Genomic DNA, 14,825 nt, shown 5'->3' with positions numbered 1-14,825 from the left:
AGCCGTTTATTTATCGCCCTAAAACAACATGATCAAAGATTTAAGCGCATTAACACAGGTAGCCGAGTTTCATGCCACTTTTAAGCACCCTATAGTTGAAAAGCCTGCAATACCCTCAAAAGGACGCAGCGATCTGCGTATTGAGCTTATAGCCGAAGAATTAAAAGAGTTGCAACAGGCCGTTGATGATAATAACATGGTTGAAGTAGCCGATGCCCTTTGCGATTTGCAATATGTATTGTCGGGAGCTGTATTGGAGTTTGGTCTTGGTTCAAAATTCAAGGAACTGTTTGATGAGGTGCACCGCTCAAACATGAGCAAAGCCTGCAAAACAATTGAAGAGGCCGAGAAAACCATCGAGCATTATAAAAACACGGCCAATACAGATGCGTATTATAAAGAAATAGACGGTCTTTACCTGGTGTACCGTACATCTGATCATAAAACATTAAAATCTATTAATTATTCACCTGCCGATCTGAAAGGGATCGTAGGTTAATTATATATCAAAACACTATTCCATTGTCAGCACAAGAACCCAATCAGCCTGAGGCTAAAACCAATATGCACCCACGCAACAAACACCGCGAGGGGTATGATTTTAAGGCATTAATAAAAACTACGCCAGCCTTAAGGCAATTTGTGCGTACTAATGAATACGATAATTTTACTATCAATTTTGCCAATCCGGAGGCGGTAAAAATGCTTAACAAGGCGTTGTTGCAGCATTATTACAGTGTAAATCATTGGGATATCCCCGAAGGCTTTTTGTGCCCGCCTATACCAGGTCGTGCAGATTATATTCACTATGCGGCAGATCTGCTTGCGTCTGTTAATGCGGGTGTTGTGCGTAAAGGCCGGAAAGTGCGTGTGCTTGATATCGGAACGGGTGCTAACCTTGTTTACCCTATAGTAGGTTTCAAAGAGTACGGCTGGAACTTTGTTGGTTCCGAGCTCGAACTGGAGGCTATGGCATCGGCACAAGGCATTATTGAGCAAAACAGCCATTTGAAGGTTGCCGTGGAGTTAAGGCAGCAAAGTAAAAAGGCAGATATCTTTAAAGGGATCATCAAGCCCGGCGAATTATTTGATCTTACTATCTGCAATCCACCGTTCCATGCTTCGGCTAAAGAAGCGGCTGCCGGTTCGGCCCGTAAATGGGATAATTTGGGTTTAAGAAAGGATAAACAACCTATACTTAATTTCGGAGGCCAAAATACCGAGCTTTGGTATCCCGGCGGTGAGGCCGCTTTCCTGAAGCTGATGGCTGCGCAAAGCAAGACTTTTGAAAAACAGGTTTTGTGGTTTACCACGCTGGTATCAAAAAAAGAAAATCTCCGCATCTTATACAATGCCCTTCAAAATGAAGGCGTAAAAGATGTGCAAACCATCAATATGTCGCAAGGCCAAAAAGCAAGCCGTATCATGGCCTGGACATTTTTGACTCCTGAGGAACAGCAGGCGTGGGGTAAACAAACAGAACCATGATTAGTAGGATTTTAGGACGTTCCTGATATCTAAACCATGATTTATGGGATTAAAGGATTGCCCCATACCTTTATTTTTGAACCATGATTTATGGGATTGAAAGATTTTCACGATATGCCTGTATCATGTAATCCTCTAATCCCATAAATCATGGTTCAGATTACACCCTCAAAAATGTCTTCTTGGTATATAAATAATATAGGAAGATCCATTTTACCATCACATAGCAAATTGCCATTACCACAATGTTAAATGGATCGCCTACTAACTGACCTATCCATCCAAAGAAACCTTCGTTGGTATAATCCCATTTAATGAAGTGACCGGAGATATAAATGAGAATGGAGTTCATACCTATCACCCTGAAATAAAATGCCCATTTCTTATATCCTTTTACATCAATGATATAGTAAAACAATGCCATCAGCAATAAGCTTAAACCGCCTACATGCAGCACAAATGAGCTTGTCCACAGGTTTTTGTTGATCGGGAAATCAAGGTTCCAGATCTGGGCGAGAATCAGAAAGATCACACCAACCACAGCCATGGTGGCTACTTTGCGCATTTGCGTAATCCCGCCTTTTTTAAGCAGGATACCGGTAAGTATTCCCAATATGCCGGTGCTGATTGCCGGGATGGTTGAGAAAAGTCCTTCGGGGTCGTGGATGCCTAAATACAAGCGGCCCGGTAAAATGCTGCGATCAACGTATGAGGCGAAGTTGCCTTTCATGGTAAGGTCGCCAATAGGGAAGCCCGGAGCAGAGGTAAACTTAAGCAGCAGCCAATAGCCGATGATGAAAAAGGCAAACCAAAACATCTGCCAGCGCTCTTTACTGTACAGGTAAATGATGTTGGCAAACATATAAGCAACACCGATACGGCCGAGTACGCTCGGGAACCGGATCTCCGAAATCGGCATAATTTTTATTCCGTTATTTACTACAAGGCCAAGCAGCACTAAAATAAATGCCCGTTTTATAACCCGTAGTAGTAACTGCTGGCGGGTTTTTCCTTTCTCCAGTTCGCGCCCAACAGAAAACGGGGTTGATACACCGGCCATAAACAGGAATAGCGGAAAAATAAGATCATACAGGTGAAAACCGTTCCAATCGGGATGGGTAAACTGGTTAGCAATTGCGCCCCAGAAAGGTGCGCCGGTAGCTTTGGCCATACCGTGAAAGATCTCTTCGCCGCCCATGATCCAAAACATATCGAAACCCCGAAGGGCATCCAATGAAAATAAGCGGGTAGGGGCCGCGTTTATATCGTCGGCCTGTTTGGCGCTTGCCTGGTTTGCTGTGGTAGCCATTAGTTTAATTGTATTTTAGGTATGAACTAAAGATAGTAAAAGCCATACTATTTAAAATTATTTTTTTACATCTGTGAACTTTTAAAAGAGGTTTAAAAAGATTTCATTGTAGAGACGCATAATTGCGTCTCCCGTAGGAAACACCGTTTTGCACAGCGTTAACCCACCGCAATTTGGATGCGGGAGACGCAATTATGCGTCTCTACGTTGAGATTTTAAAAGGTTTCCAAAATAAAACCAAAATGCTGCCGTAAATTCGCAGCCTTGTAACTATGTCAATGTTAGAGATCATATACCGCGATGAGCACCTGATTGCCATCAATAAACCGCACGGCTTACTGGTACACCGTTCATCCATAGCGGCCGATGCTTCAGAATTTGCCCTGCAATTGCTCCGCGATCAGATTGGTATGAAAGTTAATCCCGTACATCGTATCGACCGTAAAACCGGGGGTATCCTGCTTTTTGCCTTTAATAAAGAAGTGGAAATTGCCATGCAAAAGGCTTTTATGGAAAACCAGGTGAGCAAAAGATACCTGGCCATAGTACGGGGCCATACACCCGACGCAGAGGATATAGATTATCCGTTGCGCAAAGAAAACGGCACCCTACAGGACGCATTTACCAGTTACACTACCCTCAAACGTGCCGAACTTAATATCGCCTTTGGCAAACATACTACTTCCCGCTACTCATTGGTTGAGGCTGTTCCCACTACCGGGCGGATGCACCAACTGCGCAAGCACCTGAGCCATATTTTTCACCCCATTATAGGCGACCGTACCCACGGCTGTAATAAACAAAATAAATTGTTTTTAGAACAATGGGAAATGACCACCATGTTGCTGCATGCCTCGCAGCTGGCCTTTAAACATCCGGTAACCAGCGAGGACGTGAAAATAGAAGCCGCACTTCAACCAGAATTTGCCCGTGTTATCGAGATCATGAGCTGGTAAGCATATTAATCTTAAGGCAAATATTTAAACAAAACCGCTTTGAAATTGTAGTTGATACATGGAAAAGTCGGTGATTTATGATCTGGATACCGAGGATGGTATTCGCCAGATCAGCATTGAAGCGGTACACCAGCTGATACCCGGCACACAAGTGTATGCAATGGGTGTGTTCAGGTTAAGTGAGGGCGAAACAGATCTTGGAGATATTGTTTTTGACGATGATATGCACGAGTGGGAATATACCTGTATGGGCGATTTAAGCCATCGGGAAGCAAAGAAGGTAGCAAGGTTTATCAAACATAATTTTAGCGCCGAGGTAGCGGAGTAGGAGTGTTAGGTAACTAAGAAAAACTCCCCTCTTGAGAGGGGGCGCGGAGGAATGAGCGGTAGCGGGTGTGTGTTCCTGCTACAAGCTTATTAAAGCAGAAACACACCCCTCCACCCCTCTCAAGAGGGGAATCGCACAAGCCCGCGCTTTTTTGCCTTAAGTTAACGGTTATGGCGTGGACGCTTAAACCTGCGCAAGCTTGCACGGGCAATACTACTTAATAGTGCCAATAATATTTACCGTATCTTTGCGCCTCAACAAAACAAATCATGATTGATAAGGCATTGAGTAATCTCGGCATAACTGCCCTTAACCCCATGCAGCTTGCCGCGCTTAGTGCCGCCAAAAAGGGTGATGTGATCCTTTTATCACCTACAGGTTCGGGAAAAACACTTGGTTTTTTATTGCCGCTGCTTAACCTGCTTGATGCGGGAGTTACTACGGTACAGGTAATGATCCTGGTACCATCGCGAGAGCTTGCTTTGCAAATTGAACAGGTTTGGAAATCTATGGGAACCGGCTTTAAGATCAACTGCTGTTATGGCGGTCATGCCGTAAAAATTGAGCGTAATAACCTTTCACATCCGCCTGCAGTTTTGGTTGGTACACCGGGCCGGATTGCCTTTCACCTGCGCGGAGAGAATTTCAGTACCGATACTGTGCGTACCCTCATCCTGGATGAGTTTGATAAGGCGCTTGAGTTTGGTTTCCAGGAAGATATGGCTTATATCATCAGGCAGTTGACTGCCGTTAAAAAGCGGATCCTTACTTCGGCAACTAAAATGAACGAGATCCCGGAATTTACCGGTATCACCAAGCCTGTTGAAGTGAATTTTTTAAGTAATGTAACTTCCGCGCCAGATATAAAACAGAAAGCTGTGATATCCGAAGCCGCCGATAAGCTGGACGCTTTGTTTGCCCTCATCTGTAAAATCGGGAATAAAGCAACCCTGGTATTTTGTAACCACAGAGAGGCGGTCGACCGGATCAGCGAGCTGCTTTGGTATAAGGGACTGGAGCACGATGTTTTTCACGGCGGTATGGAACAGGACGATCGTGAACGTGCCCTGTTAAAATTCAGGAATGGCAGTCACCGTTTGCTGATCACTACCGATCTTGCTTCACGCGGCCTGGATATCCCAGAGATAGAATATGTAGTGCATTACCAGTTGCCGCACAATGAGGAAGCATTTTTACATCGCAATGGCCGCACAGCGCGAATGAACGCTAAAGGGACATCATACCTGATGCTCACGCCTGACGAAAAACTACCTTACTTAAAAGAATTGCCTGAGGTAGAGCAACTGCCCGAAAAGCTGATCTATCCGCCGGCGTCGCCGTGGGTTACTTTGTACATAGCCGCCGGGAAAAAGGATAAGGTTAACAAAGTAGATATAGTAGGCCTACTGCTCAAAAAAGGCGGTTTGGCAAAGGACGACCTCGGCCTGATAGAAGTGCTTGACTACTCATCATATGCTGCCATCAAACGCGACAAAATAGAAGGTGTAGTAAAACAGGTAAAAGCCGAAAAAATTAAAGGCAAAAAGGTGAAGATGGAAATTTCGAGGTAATTTTGTTAAAAAGATAGATACAATGAGCAATAACGATATCATGAAAAAGCTGCGGGTGGCTATGAAATTTACTGATGATGATATCATCAAAGTTTTAGAGCTTGTCAACTTCAGGATCACCAAAGCCGAGATAGGTGCTATATTTCGTGCCGATGATCACCCCAACTTTAAACCTTGCGGTGACCAGATCCTGCGTAATTTCCTTAACGGCCTTATCATTTACAAACGCGGCCCAAGGGAGCCAAAACCGAAGACTGAAGAAGGGAAATAATTGTCTGAACCGGAATTTATTGAATTAAAGTAATGGACAGAATGCTTAGCAACTTCAATAAATTCCTTTAATTCGTTTAATTCGAGTTCAGACAACATCAATGACCTTCTACAGGTTTTTCCTGAATTAGCCTGTATCTACCTGATTTAATCAACCTTTGTTGTTGTGCCGAAAATGAGGTACGGCCACCAAAATCCTGTACCCAGTAGGTTTTATATTCGGCTACACCAACTTCTTTAAAATCGGGGTTCATGAGGTTGCGGCAGTGGCCTTCGCTTTTAAACCAGCCGGCCATTACTTCTGCAATACTTTGCTGGCCTTGTGCAATGTTTTCGCCTATAGCGAAACTCTTGAAGCCTTTAAACTTATATCCGGCGTAAACAATCCGGTCTTCCATACTGCGGCCGTCTTTACTATCATGACTGAAATAGTTTTGACGGGACATATCTTTGGCGTGGCCTGCAGCGGCATCTTCCAGGTCATTGTTCCAGGTAAGGGGAGGGGCCGGCGGAAAGTATTTGCTGCCGCAATTGCAGCCTTTTTGGCGGTTGGCATTAATGCTGTTTAAAAACTCTGTCCTGAAATTTCTGCTGCTTTGGCTATAGGCGTTACCAAGACACATCAACCCAGCAAAAAATACTATCAACTTCTTCATCGTAATGCTTTGACAGTTTTAAACGCTTGTGGTTTAAATTATTGTTTAGGTCGCCTGATAACTGAACGCCAGTGGCCAGATTTCTTTCGCCTGTAAATGATAACGATGGTTATAACGACGAGAATAAGAGTGATGACGATGAGAACGACAATGACGTTATGTGCCTTGCGTATCTTAGCATTGGCCTGCGCCTGGAATTGCTGGTATATACTTTTTTTTTCGCTATAGCCGAATCCTGCTTTTTGATCTTGATCGAATCTGCAGCAACTACTTTAGCAATACTGTCGACAGTAACCTGGTTTAGGCTGTCGTCCAGAAACTCATGACGTTTTATGGCCTCGGCAGCTTTATCGTAATCGTTCATTTTCCTGTATAGTTCGGCATAGCCTACCTGTACTACCGATTCCTTTTTAGGGTCGTGGGTTTTGAGTGATAGAGCGAGGGCATCGTTCAGATCTTTCTTGCTCAGCTTATAATCCTTTATATCGCTTTTAATGCCTGCCAACTCAATAAGCGAATTGATGATGTTAAGCGTATCCTTTATTTGCCTTGATATGGTGTTCGATTGCAATATGAACCATTTAGCCTGGCTAAATTTACGCTGCGAACGGTAAACCTTCGCCAGCGCGTTAAAGCTTGTACGCAAGCCTAAAGTGTCATTATAATTAGAGTAATTATGCAGGGCAAGCATGGTGTAATTAAGCGCCTCGGTTTGAAAATAGTATTTCATCCGCCGGGTTGATACGGTGTCGTAGTTCAAATAATATGCGGCTATCTGGGTATAGATAGGGCCTTTTAAGGAGTCGCCGGTAAGCTGTAATTTTTGCTTAAGACTATCCAGATCACTTGCGTGTGCAGATAATTTAAGGGTGGCTGTCAGAATAAAAAGTAAGGTAATAAGTCTCTTCATATAACAGATTACTCGAAAATACAATAATCTGCTTATAATTAGGCAAATAGCGTGCCTGTTTAAGTTTGCTTTAATGTGTGTTCATCGAAGCGTTGTGGCTTTTTGTTTGTTTTTGAGCTGTATTGGCTGTTTTTCAGGAAGATAGGCCTGGAAATATTAATTAACAATTGTTCGGTTGTTTTCCACAGCAACAACTTAAACAGTTAAATGTGTATATAAAAGAAGATTATGCCGAATTGTGGTGCTTAGGAAATCACGCGTTCGTAATTGTTTAAAGCAGATCGTAATCCGGCGAATTTCTTTAACAACACGTTATACAATGTGATTCCTAATGCGGCACAGGTGATTCCGGCCAGCACATCAAGCACGTAGTGATGGCTTGCATATACAGCCGTAAACCAGATGCCAACAGTTACAATAGCAAAAAAGATATTAGCAAGCCCCAGCCTGTTTTTTAAGCCGTAGTAAAGCACTATAACCGGGTAGGAGGAATGCAGGGATGGCATAGCTGCAAAAACGTTTGAACCTTTGGTGTAAATATTTTTAAAAATGCCTGCATGAAAATAGGCGTCAAACCTGGCAAGCCCTGCAGTGTTACCCATGGTTAATGGAATAAAATGAAAGCCATGATACTGAACAAACCATGGTGGTGCAGCAGGGTAGGTGTAATAAACTATAAAGCCCAGTATATTCACCAAAACAAAGGTTAAAGAGAAATTGAGAAACTGCTTTTTGTTTTTAAAGAACAGGTAAGCGGCAAAGCCCAGCGGTACGGGGATCCAGCACAAATAAAACAGGCCCGATACCACATCAATAAAGGTGTTACTGTTAGCCAGCCAGTATTCGTTGGGTGTAAGCAGTTTGCCGTTAAAATGGATGCCGAACAGGTGTTTTTCGGCATTATAAAGTTCGGCAATATGTACCGGGTTGTAGTTGTAATTGGGGAAGGCCTTCATGTAATCAAAAATGATCCAGTAAACTATGAAAATAGTGAAGCCTAATATAAACTTGCGGGTTATCGCCGAGGCATAAAACAAGATGTTGAAAATGACCACCAATGTTAGCTCATCGGGTTTATAACCTATTAAAAAGGTTGAAAACGCCAGGTAAGCAATAGAAAGCAGCGAAACAATAATTATCGAGCGGATATTTATCGTGACACCATTGTTGGCATCGGTCATGCTATTTTTTTAAGAAATCTGAACGGAAAATTTTATCCCAGAAAGGTGAGCTTACACCGTAACCCTTTTCAGGATCCTGGTAGTGGTGCAGCATATGGTGTTGTTTTATTTTTTTGAACAACCCGCTTTTAAAATTAAAGTGATGCATGGCATAGTGAGATATGTCATAAAACAAGTAGCCTAAAATAAAACCCGGGAAAAAGCCCCAAATATAGTTTACAGGTAACATCCATTTAAACAAAAAGAAAAAGCCTGTAGCCAGCGGAATGCTTAATGAGGGTGGCAATACCAAACGTTTGGCGTCGCTCGGGTAATCATGGTGTACACCGTGCATAATAAAATGCAGGCGCTGTGCCCATTCCAGCTTTTCGCTTGGCTGGTAATGGAAAATAAAGCGATGCATAATATATTCGGTGATGGTCCAGATGAACAAGCCGAAGATGAACAAGCCGAAATAGGTTAATACGTCTAACCCTAAATCAAAGAATTTATAGCTGCAATATCCAATAACGGGCACAAAAATATACAAGGGTACGGTGTAGTGTACCTTTGATAAGCCTTCAAAAAAATCGCTTTTGAACATTCGCACAGACTCCTGCGAGTTGGATATATATTTCTTTTTCATTGTTATAATCAGGGGTTAAAATGTTTTTAGGATCTCTCTGCCTGTTATGGTGTATTTTTAATTTATTAAAGATGGCTGGCCTTTAACCAACAAAAGGCAATTTTAGCAAAGATATTGCTAAGTGTAAATGCCTTTATTTTATTGTTACGAAGATATGATATTTTGCCGGTAGTTGTAAGTTAGAAGTTCTAAGTCTTGAGCCGAAAGTTTTACGTCAAGAATTTAAGCTTATATTGTCGACCTTGAAGCTGCAAACTGCCACTGCCAACTGAAAACTATTCCTCGCCTTCTTCCAGTTTCGTTAAAGCTTTTTTAGCGTCTCTTAACCTGTTAAATGCGGTGATGTTGGTTAAAACTGCAAGTATTACCAGCGGAATTGTAAATATCGATATGGTTTCAAATACATGAAATTTGATGCCAGGGATAAATAATTTATAGTTACCACCAATATATTGGGCCAGTATACCTGAAAGTGCGGCACATAAACCGATAGTGACTACACGCTCTGGTCTTTGCATTAAACCGCCTTTAATTTCAACGCCTAAACCTTCGGCACGGGCACGTACGTAACTAACCATCATTGAACCGATAAGCGCAATAAAGGCAGCTATCGAGCTCAGGAAGTAATGGTGGGCCACCAGGTAATAGCAGATTCCCAGGAACATGATCAGCTCGCTGTAGCGGTCAAGTACCGAGTCATACAAAGCACCAAAGGTTGATTTCATGTTACCTAAGCGGGCTACCTGTCCGTCAAGCATATCAAATAAACCTGCAAAAAGGATCAAACCGCCTGCCCAGCCAACATAGCTCAGGTCGCCGCGGTTGCCTTCTTCAGCGCCTAAAATAAATATGCCTGCCACGCCTACGTTAAGCACGAAGCCTATAGTAGTAACGGCATTGGGGGTTAAGCCTATTTTTATAAGGATCTTCACAAACGGATCAATAACCTTATAAATACCTAACTGTAGGTTGGTTCTGAACGATCTTCTAAGTGTGGTTGTTTGCTGTTCCATTTTTCTCTCTGCTATTTAGGTATGATGTTTAGAAGTCAAATTTAAGCCTTGTCCGCAATCCCCATTGGGCAACGTTTGGCTGGTCAAGGTAGTTAAAGCGTCTTACAAAATCTACGCGTATAAATTTAAATATATTTTCAATACCAACACTACCTTCAACATAAGGTGTTTTACCTAATGTATAAGTGATCGGCACGCCATCGGTGCCAACAGGTAATTGGTATAATGACGGATGTATTGACGGATTATTCTGATCAGATAAACCTCCGTATAATACTTTTACGGATGCTGTTTCGCGCCATTTCAGCTTCTTTAACAATGGTATTTTATTGAAGAAGAAACCGCTAAAGTGCTGGTCGATCCTGAAGCTTGCATATTTATCACTCACAAACTCCAAAAAGTTCATTAAGTTGTATGAGTCGATGTCATATGCATAAGTTTGGTTGGCACGGTGTATGGTTAACAATGGGTATGGTACCGAACCGAAAATTTTACCTGCCGAAACATTGATATCCGCATAACCTAACTGCGAAAAGTAGAAACGTTTATCGGCACGGAAATCAAGCTTTTGATAATTATACTCGCCGGCAAATAAGCCTTTAATACCAGCAGCGTAATCGAGCTCAAAAGCAGGGTATTTATTAGGGATAGGGATCCTGTAGATTTTGCCCTGGTAAAACTGTTCATGCGGTGCCCAGCGTACGCTTGCAGTAAGCTCGGTAGTGGTTAAATGATGGATAGAGTTTGGCAGATCATTGATGATATTGTCAAAATACAATGATCCGGCCGGTTCTTGTGTCCACTTTTTAAAGCCTGCGGCGTAAGAAAAATGGCTTTCCAATTCATGTACATAATCAAACCTGTAAAAGTCGTTATACAGAAACTTATCGTTTACACCACGCTTAAATGATAGCAGGAAGTTATCCTCCTGTACAAACTGCAGGTTAGCGCCGGGGATCTTGGTATCACGCTGAAAACTTGCCCTGATATAGTTTTGCGGGAAGCGATAGATGGATTTATCGTTAAGCGAGTAGGTTGCACTTAAAAAGTACTTCCAGCGCTCATCTTTAAAACCATAGGCCGCATAAGTTTCAAAATAGTAGCGCTTGCTCAAGTCTGGCGTAGTTCTGCCGCCTACACGCAAACGGAAACCCTCAACCGGGTTAAAGCTGTAAAACGTATTGGCCGGACCTAACTCAAACTTACCAAAGCCTTTGTAACCCGCAAGCAGGAGGGTTGCTATATCAACCGTACGCTTAAACGAAGGCATGTTACGCAGGCTGTCAATATTCTTGTATACTTTTGATTCGGCGGTTCTTAAGGTATCGGGCCTGTTTTCCTGCCAAAACGATTCGGGGCGGTGCTTCACTTCATCACTTAATTCAGCGTATTCCGATCCCTGGTAGGTTGTATCAGGGTGTGCTTTATTAACAACATAATTACTGTAGGTTATGGCCCTTATACCAAACAAACCACTCTTTGCGTCTTTTTTTGATGCGCCAAAATCGGCAATGGTGGTGCTCTTGCTCAGATGATAGCGGCCATCGGGGTTTTGCTGAAACTCCAGGTTCACCGTCATCGACCTGATGAAGTTGATATTGATATGTTTATTGATGGTTAGGTCGCATTTCTGTACGGCGTAATTACCATCAAGTGTAATATAGATACTTCCTTCAAAAAGTACATCTGTTGTATTACGTGGCGTAAAATCAAGCTTTACAAGCTTATTGTTGTGCTCATCAAGAACTGTATCTGCAATAAAGTATTTATAGTAATTAGGCGAGTTATCAGAGATAGGGCTCAGAAACTGGCTGGTTATTAAAAATACATTGTTGGTGTAGATATCAACCTTGTTGTATAAGTGCTTAAAGTATTGGGTAAGGCCTTCATTGTCAATACCCGGGCCAAAGTTCACACTTTTTTGCCCTGTTATATTTTCCCTTGTTTTTTCGGGGTTTTTACGATAATAAACCTGCTGCAATTTTTCATCAAGGTAAATAGGAAGGAGTGATTTACCCGGGATTAATGTACTGTCGCGGTTATCTAAAATGAATTTATACTTGCGAAAAAACTTCCTGTCCGAAAACTGAGCAGATACGTTGCTCAAGGCAAACATCATTTTATCATACTCCTTGTATTCAACATAGTTGTATGCTTCAGGACGGTTTTTTTCTTTGTTTTCTATCACCAGGCGAATCAACTCAACGGCCGGGTTATCCTTATTACGGTATTTAGGTTTTTTGCCCGATTTTACCACAACTTCGTTAAGCTGCTGGGATTCAGGGAATAACTTTACGTTTACAACTTGTTCTTTGCCGGGAACAATAGCTAAAAACGCATCTTTATAACCTAAAAATGAAATTTTGATTTGTTTGTATTGCTGATTACTTGTTACCAGGCGGTATTTACCATTAAGGTCAGTAGTGGTACCGGTTGTAGTACCTGTAAATGAAATACTAACAGAAGGCAAGGTTTGCTTGTTACCGGCATCAATAACAGTACCGGTTAAAACCGTTTGCTGTGCATATAATACCGAAGCAGAAAAGAACAGTATTAAGAAAAATAAGCTTTTATAAATTTTTTTACAATCCATGTATTTTGTGCATTGTGCAAATACAAACTTCCTTTCAATTAAATACTGTTATATTGGATAAAGAGGTATGTATTAATTATTCAAATATTTTTGGCAGATTAATTATGCCCGCCCCTGTATGTTTTTTGTTGCCCTGTTTGCCGAATCTCTCCCCGCTTACCCTACTTTGTACACTCCCGGCAGATGGTTGTTACGGAGGTTGCAATTAACAAGCCAAAGGTAAAAAAAATCAGAACAGACTAATGTGGTCAAAAAGTCAAATATTGTTTACAGCTATTTATGACACCATAATTTGTAACTATAAGTAAATCCAAACAACGGCTTTAACTGGCAGTTAGTATGCCGGCTGTTTGAGCTTACAATGATATTATTTTCGTAATATACTGATAGTTAGCTGTTTTTTGTGGTTTTCATCATCGATCAAAGGCTTTGCAGGTTACACAAATAACATTATTTAACAGTTTAATATTTAGTGCTGTTAGGACTATTGCTTCTAAATAATGTTACCCGGTCGTGATTTTTTTACTTCACAAAAACAAAACAGCCGTGAAGCAGGATTCAAGTGCTTACGGCTGTTTTGACGGTATTTAGTAATTTAACGATTATTCAGTAGCGAACATATCGTCATAATAATCCAAACCAAGGTGGGTGATCAGGTCTTCGCCCATTAAGTAACGAAGCGTATTCTCCAATTTGATCAGTTGTTTGAATATATCATTTTCAGGGTGTAAACCAGCTGCTGTTTGAGGCGATTTCAGGTAGAAAGATAACCACTCCTGGATACCGCTCATGCCCGCACGTTTTGCAAGGTCACTGAAGATAGCAAGGTCAAGTGCGATGGGGGCAGCAAGGATCGAGTCGCGGCAAAGGAAGTTGATCTTGATCTGCATTTTGTAGCCTAACCAGCCAAAAATGTCTATGTTATCCCAGCTCTCTTTGTTATCGCCATGCGGAGGGTAGTAGTTGATGCGGATCTTGTGGTAAATGTTACCATAAAGCTCCTGGTTATCTTCAGGTTTGAAGATATCTTCCAACACACCCAGTTTTGATACCTCTTTAGTTTTAAAGTTATCCGGATCGTCAAGCACCCAGCCATCGCGGTTACCCAAAATGTTGGTCGAAAACCAGCCATGTACACCTAATGAACGTGCTGCCAGGCCTGGGGCCAACACAGTTTTCATCAAGGTTTGACCAGTTTTGAAGTCTTTGCCTGCAATTGGGGTTTTAGTTAATTTAGCTAACTCGATCAATGCCGGGATATCAACCGTTAAGTTAGGAGCGCCATTTGAAAAAGGTACACCTAATTTTAAAGCTGCATAAGCATAGATCATGCTTGGAGCGATCAGTTTATCATCGTTTTTCAAACCTTCTTCAAAAGCAGCTAATGACTGGTGTACAGCCGATGCTTCATAATAGATCTCGGTTGAACCGCACCATACCAAAACAACCCTGTCAAGACCGTTAGCCTCTTTAAAGTTTTTGATATCTGCCATAACCTGCTCGGCAAGCTCAAGCCTGGTTCCGGTTTTAACGTGGGTACCATCAAGGTTCTTAGCATAGTTTTTATCAAACGCAGCTTTCATTGGTTTTATAGCTTCCAATTCGGCTTTAACTGCTTGTAACAGACCTGGTTCAAGCACCTGTGCGTTTGATGCAGATTCAAATACGTTATCTTCATAAACGTCCCAGCCACCAAAAACTAAATCGTTTAAGTTAGCGAGCGGAACAAACTCATTAATTTTAGGATTACGGTTTTCGGTCCTTTTTCCTAAGCGTATGTGGCCCATTTGAGTAAGGGAGCCAATTGGCTGCGAGATGCCTTTTTTAACGGCTTCAACGCCGGCAATCAGGGTAGTTGCCACGGCGCCTAACCCTGGGATCAGGATACCAAGCTTACCTTTGGCAGGTGTAATGTTGATTTTCAT

14 protein-coding genes are annotated in these 14,825 nt (G+C 42.1%); 6 read left to right on the top strand and 8 right to left on the bottom strand.

Annotated features, from left to right (window positions below; genetic code table 11):
* Positions 1–28 precede the first annotated feature (28 nt).
* Together AC1DUD_RS05890 and rlmF are read left to right on the top strand one after the other, a co-directional pair.
* Complete coding sequence (locus tag AC1DUD_RS05890) at positions 29–499, top strand: pyrophosphohydrolase domain-containing protein (RefSeq protein ID WP_477372551.1); 471 nt, start codon at positions 29–31, stop codon at positions 497–499.
* A 23-nt stretch (positions 500–522) separates the two neighbouring features.
* Entirely contained in the window at positions 523–1,488 is a 966-nt protein-coding gene (gene rlmF / locus AC1DUD_RS05885; RefSeq protein ID WP_477372549.1) for a 23S rRNA (adenine(1618)-N(6))-methyltransferase RlmF, read from the top strand.
* Between the two features lie 160 nt (positions 1,489–1,648).
* On the opposite strand, the gene AC1DUD_RS05880 is transcribed toward rlmF, so the two are convergent.
* Positions 1,649–2,797 (bottom strand): acyltransferase family protein, encoded by a 1,149-nt coding sequence (locus AC1DUD_RS05880; protein ID WP_477372547.1) that lies wholly within the window; start codon positions 2,795–2,797, stop codon positions 1,649–1,651.
* Positions 2,798–3,075: 278 nt separating this feature from the next.
* Between AC1DUD_RS05880 and AC1DUD_RS05875 the strand changes: the two genes are divergently transcribed.
* From AC1DUD_RS05875 to AC1DUD_RS05860, 4 genes are all read left to right on the top strand, one after another.
* The gene (locus AC1DUD_RS05875) at positions 3,076–3,753 is read left to right on the top strand and encodes a pseudouridine synthase (RefSeq protein WP_477372545.1); all 678 of its coding nucleotides are present in this window, start codon (positions 3,076–3,078) and stop codon (positions 3,751–3,753) included.
* Positions 3,754–3,811: 58 nt separating this feature from the next.
* The gene (locus AC1DUD_RS05870) at positions 3,812–4,081 is read left to right on the top strand and encodes a hypothetical protein (RefSeq protein WP_477372543.1); all 270 of its coding nucleotides are present in this window, start codon (positions 3,812–3,814) and stop codon (positions 4,079–4,081) included.
* Between the two features lie 269 nt (positions 4,082–4,350).
* Positions 4,351–5,652: a DEAD/DEAH box helicase gene (locus tag AC1DUD_RS05865; protein ID WP_477372541.1), complete on the top strand. Its 1,302-nt coding sequence runs from the start codon at positions 4,351–4,353 to the stop codon at positions 5,650–5,652.
* A gap of 22 nt (positions 5,653–5,674) precedes the next feature.
* Positions 5,675–5,923, top strand: coding sequence for a DUF1456 family protein (locus tag AC1DUD_RS05860; protein ID WP_477372539.1), 249 nt, complete (start codon positions 5,675–5,677; stop codon positions 5,921–5,923).
* A 97-nt stretch (positions 5,924–6,020) separates the two neighbouring features.
* Here the strand turns inward: AC1DUD_RS05860 and AC1DUD_RS05855 are convergent, their stop codons facing one another.
* The 7 genes from AC1DUD_RS05855 to AC1DUD_RS05825 form a co-directional block, all read right to left on the bottom strand.
* A complete protein-coding gene (locus AC1DUD_RS05855) occupies positions 6,021–6,578 on the bottom strand; it encodes a CAP domain-containing protein (RefSeq protein ID WP_477372537.1) in 558 nt (185 codons plus the stop codon).
* Between the two features lie 109 nt (positions 6,579–6,687).
* Complete coding sequence (locus tag AC1DUD_RS05850) at positions 6,688–7,488, bottom strand: tetratricopeptide repeat protein (protein ID WP_477372535.1); 801 nt, start codon at positions 7,486–7,488, stop codon at positions 6,688–6,690.
* 245 nt (positions 7,489–7,733) lie between these two features.
* Positions 7,734–8,669 carry a phosphatase PAP2 family protein gene (locus tag AC1DUD_RS05845; RefSeq protein WP_477372533.1) on the bottom strand — a complete coding sequence of 312 codons (936 nt, stop codon included), beginning with the start codon at positions 8,667–8,669 and terminating at the stop codon, positions 7,734–7,736.
* Position 8,670: 1 nt separating this feature from the next.
* A complete protein-coding gene (locus tag AC1DUD_RS05840; RefSeq protein WP_477372531.1) occupies positions 8,671–9,294 on the bottom strand; it encodes a sterol desaturase family protein in 624 nt (207 codons plus the stop codon).
* Between the two features lie 275 nt (positions 9,295–9,569).
* A complete protein-coding gene (locus AC1DUD_RS05835) occupies positions 9,570–10,307 on the bottom strand; it encodes a CDP-alcohol phosphatidyltransferase family protein (RefSeq protein ID WP_477372529.1) in 738 nt (245 codons plus the stop codon).
* Positions 10,308–10,335: 28 nt separating this feature from the next.
* Positions 10,336–12,900: a DUF5686 family protein gene (locus AC1DUD_RS05830; protein ID WP_477372527.1), complete on the bottom strand. Its 2,565-nt coding sequence runs from the start codon at positions 12,898–12,900 to the stop codon at positions 10,336–10,338.
* Between the two features lie 602 nt (positions 12,901–13,502).
* A complete protein-coding gene (locus tag AC1DUD_RS05825; protein ID WP_477372525.1) occupies positions 13,503–14,825 on the bottom strand; it encodes an inositol-3-phosphate synthase in 1,323 nt (440 codons plus the stop codon).

Source organism: Mucilaginibacter sp. P4_A11 (assembly GCF_056402535.1).
The sequence above is the reverse complement of the archived record's forward strand: the minus strand, read 5'-3'. Positions and strand labels throughout refer to the sequence as shown.

Coding starts and splice junctions, on each gene's coding strand:
- AC1DUD_RS05860 (WP_477372539.1), top strand. CDS start 5,675: ATGAGCAATAACGATATCATGAAAAAGCTGCGGGTGGCTATGAAATTT.
- AC1DUD_RS05890 (WP_477372551.1), top strand. CDS start 29: ATGATCAAAGATTTAAGCGCATTAACACAGGTAGCCGAGTTTCATGCC.
- AC1DUD_RS05865 (WP_477372541.1), top strand. CDS start 4,351: ATGATTGATAAGGCATTGAGTAATCTCGGCATAACTGCCCTTAACCCC.
- AC1DUD_RS05875 (WP_477372545.1), top strand. CDS start 3,076: ATGTTAGAGATCATATACCGCGATGAGCACCTGATTGCCATCAATAAA.
- AC1DUD_RS05880 (WP_477372547.1), bottom strand. CDS start 2,797: ATGGCTACCACAGCAAACCAGGCAAGCGCCAAACAGGCCGACGATATA.
- AC1DUD_RS05825 (WP_477372525.1), bottom strand. CDS start 14,825: ATGAAAATCAACATTACACCTGCCAAAGGTAAGCTTGGTATCCTGATC.
- AC1DUD_RS05835 (WP_477372529.1), bottom strand. CDS start 10,307: ATGGAACAGCAAACAACCACACTTAGAAGATCGTTCAGAACCAACCTA.
- AC1DUD_RS05855 (WP_477372537.1), bottom strand. CDS start 6,578: ATGAAGAAGTTGATAGTATTTTTTGCTGGGTTGATGTGTCTTGGTAAC.
- AC1DUD_RS05830 (WP_477372527.1), bottom strand. CDS start 12,900: ATGGATTGTAAAAAAATTTATAAAAGCTTATTTTTCTTAATACTGTTC.
- AC1DUD_RS05870 (WP_477372543.1), top strand. CDS start 3,812: ATGGAAAAGTCGGTGATTTATGATCTGGATACCGAGGATGGTATTCGC.
- AC1DUD_RS05850 (WP_477372535.1), bottom strand. CDS start 7,488: ATGAAGAGACTTATTACCTTACTTTTTATTCTGACAGCCACCCTTAAA.
- AC1DUD_RS05840 (WP_477372531.1), bottom strand. CDS start 9,294: ATGAAAAAGAAATATATATCCAACTCGCAGGAGTCTGTGCGAATGTTC.
- AC1DUD_RS05845 (WP_477372533.1), bottom strand. CDS start 8,669: ATGACCGATGCCAACAATGGTGTCACGATAAATATCCGCTCGATAATT.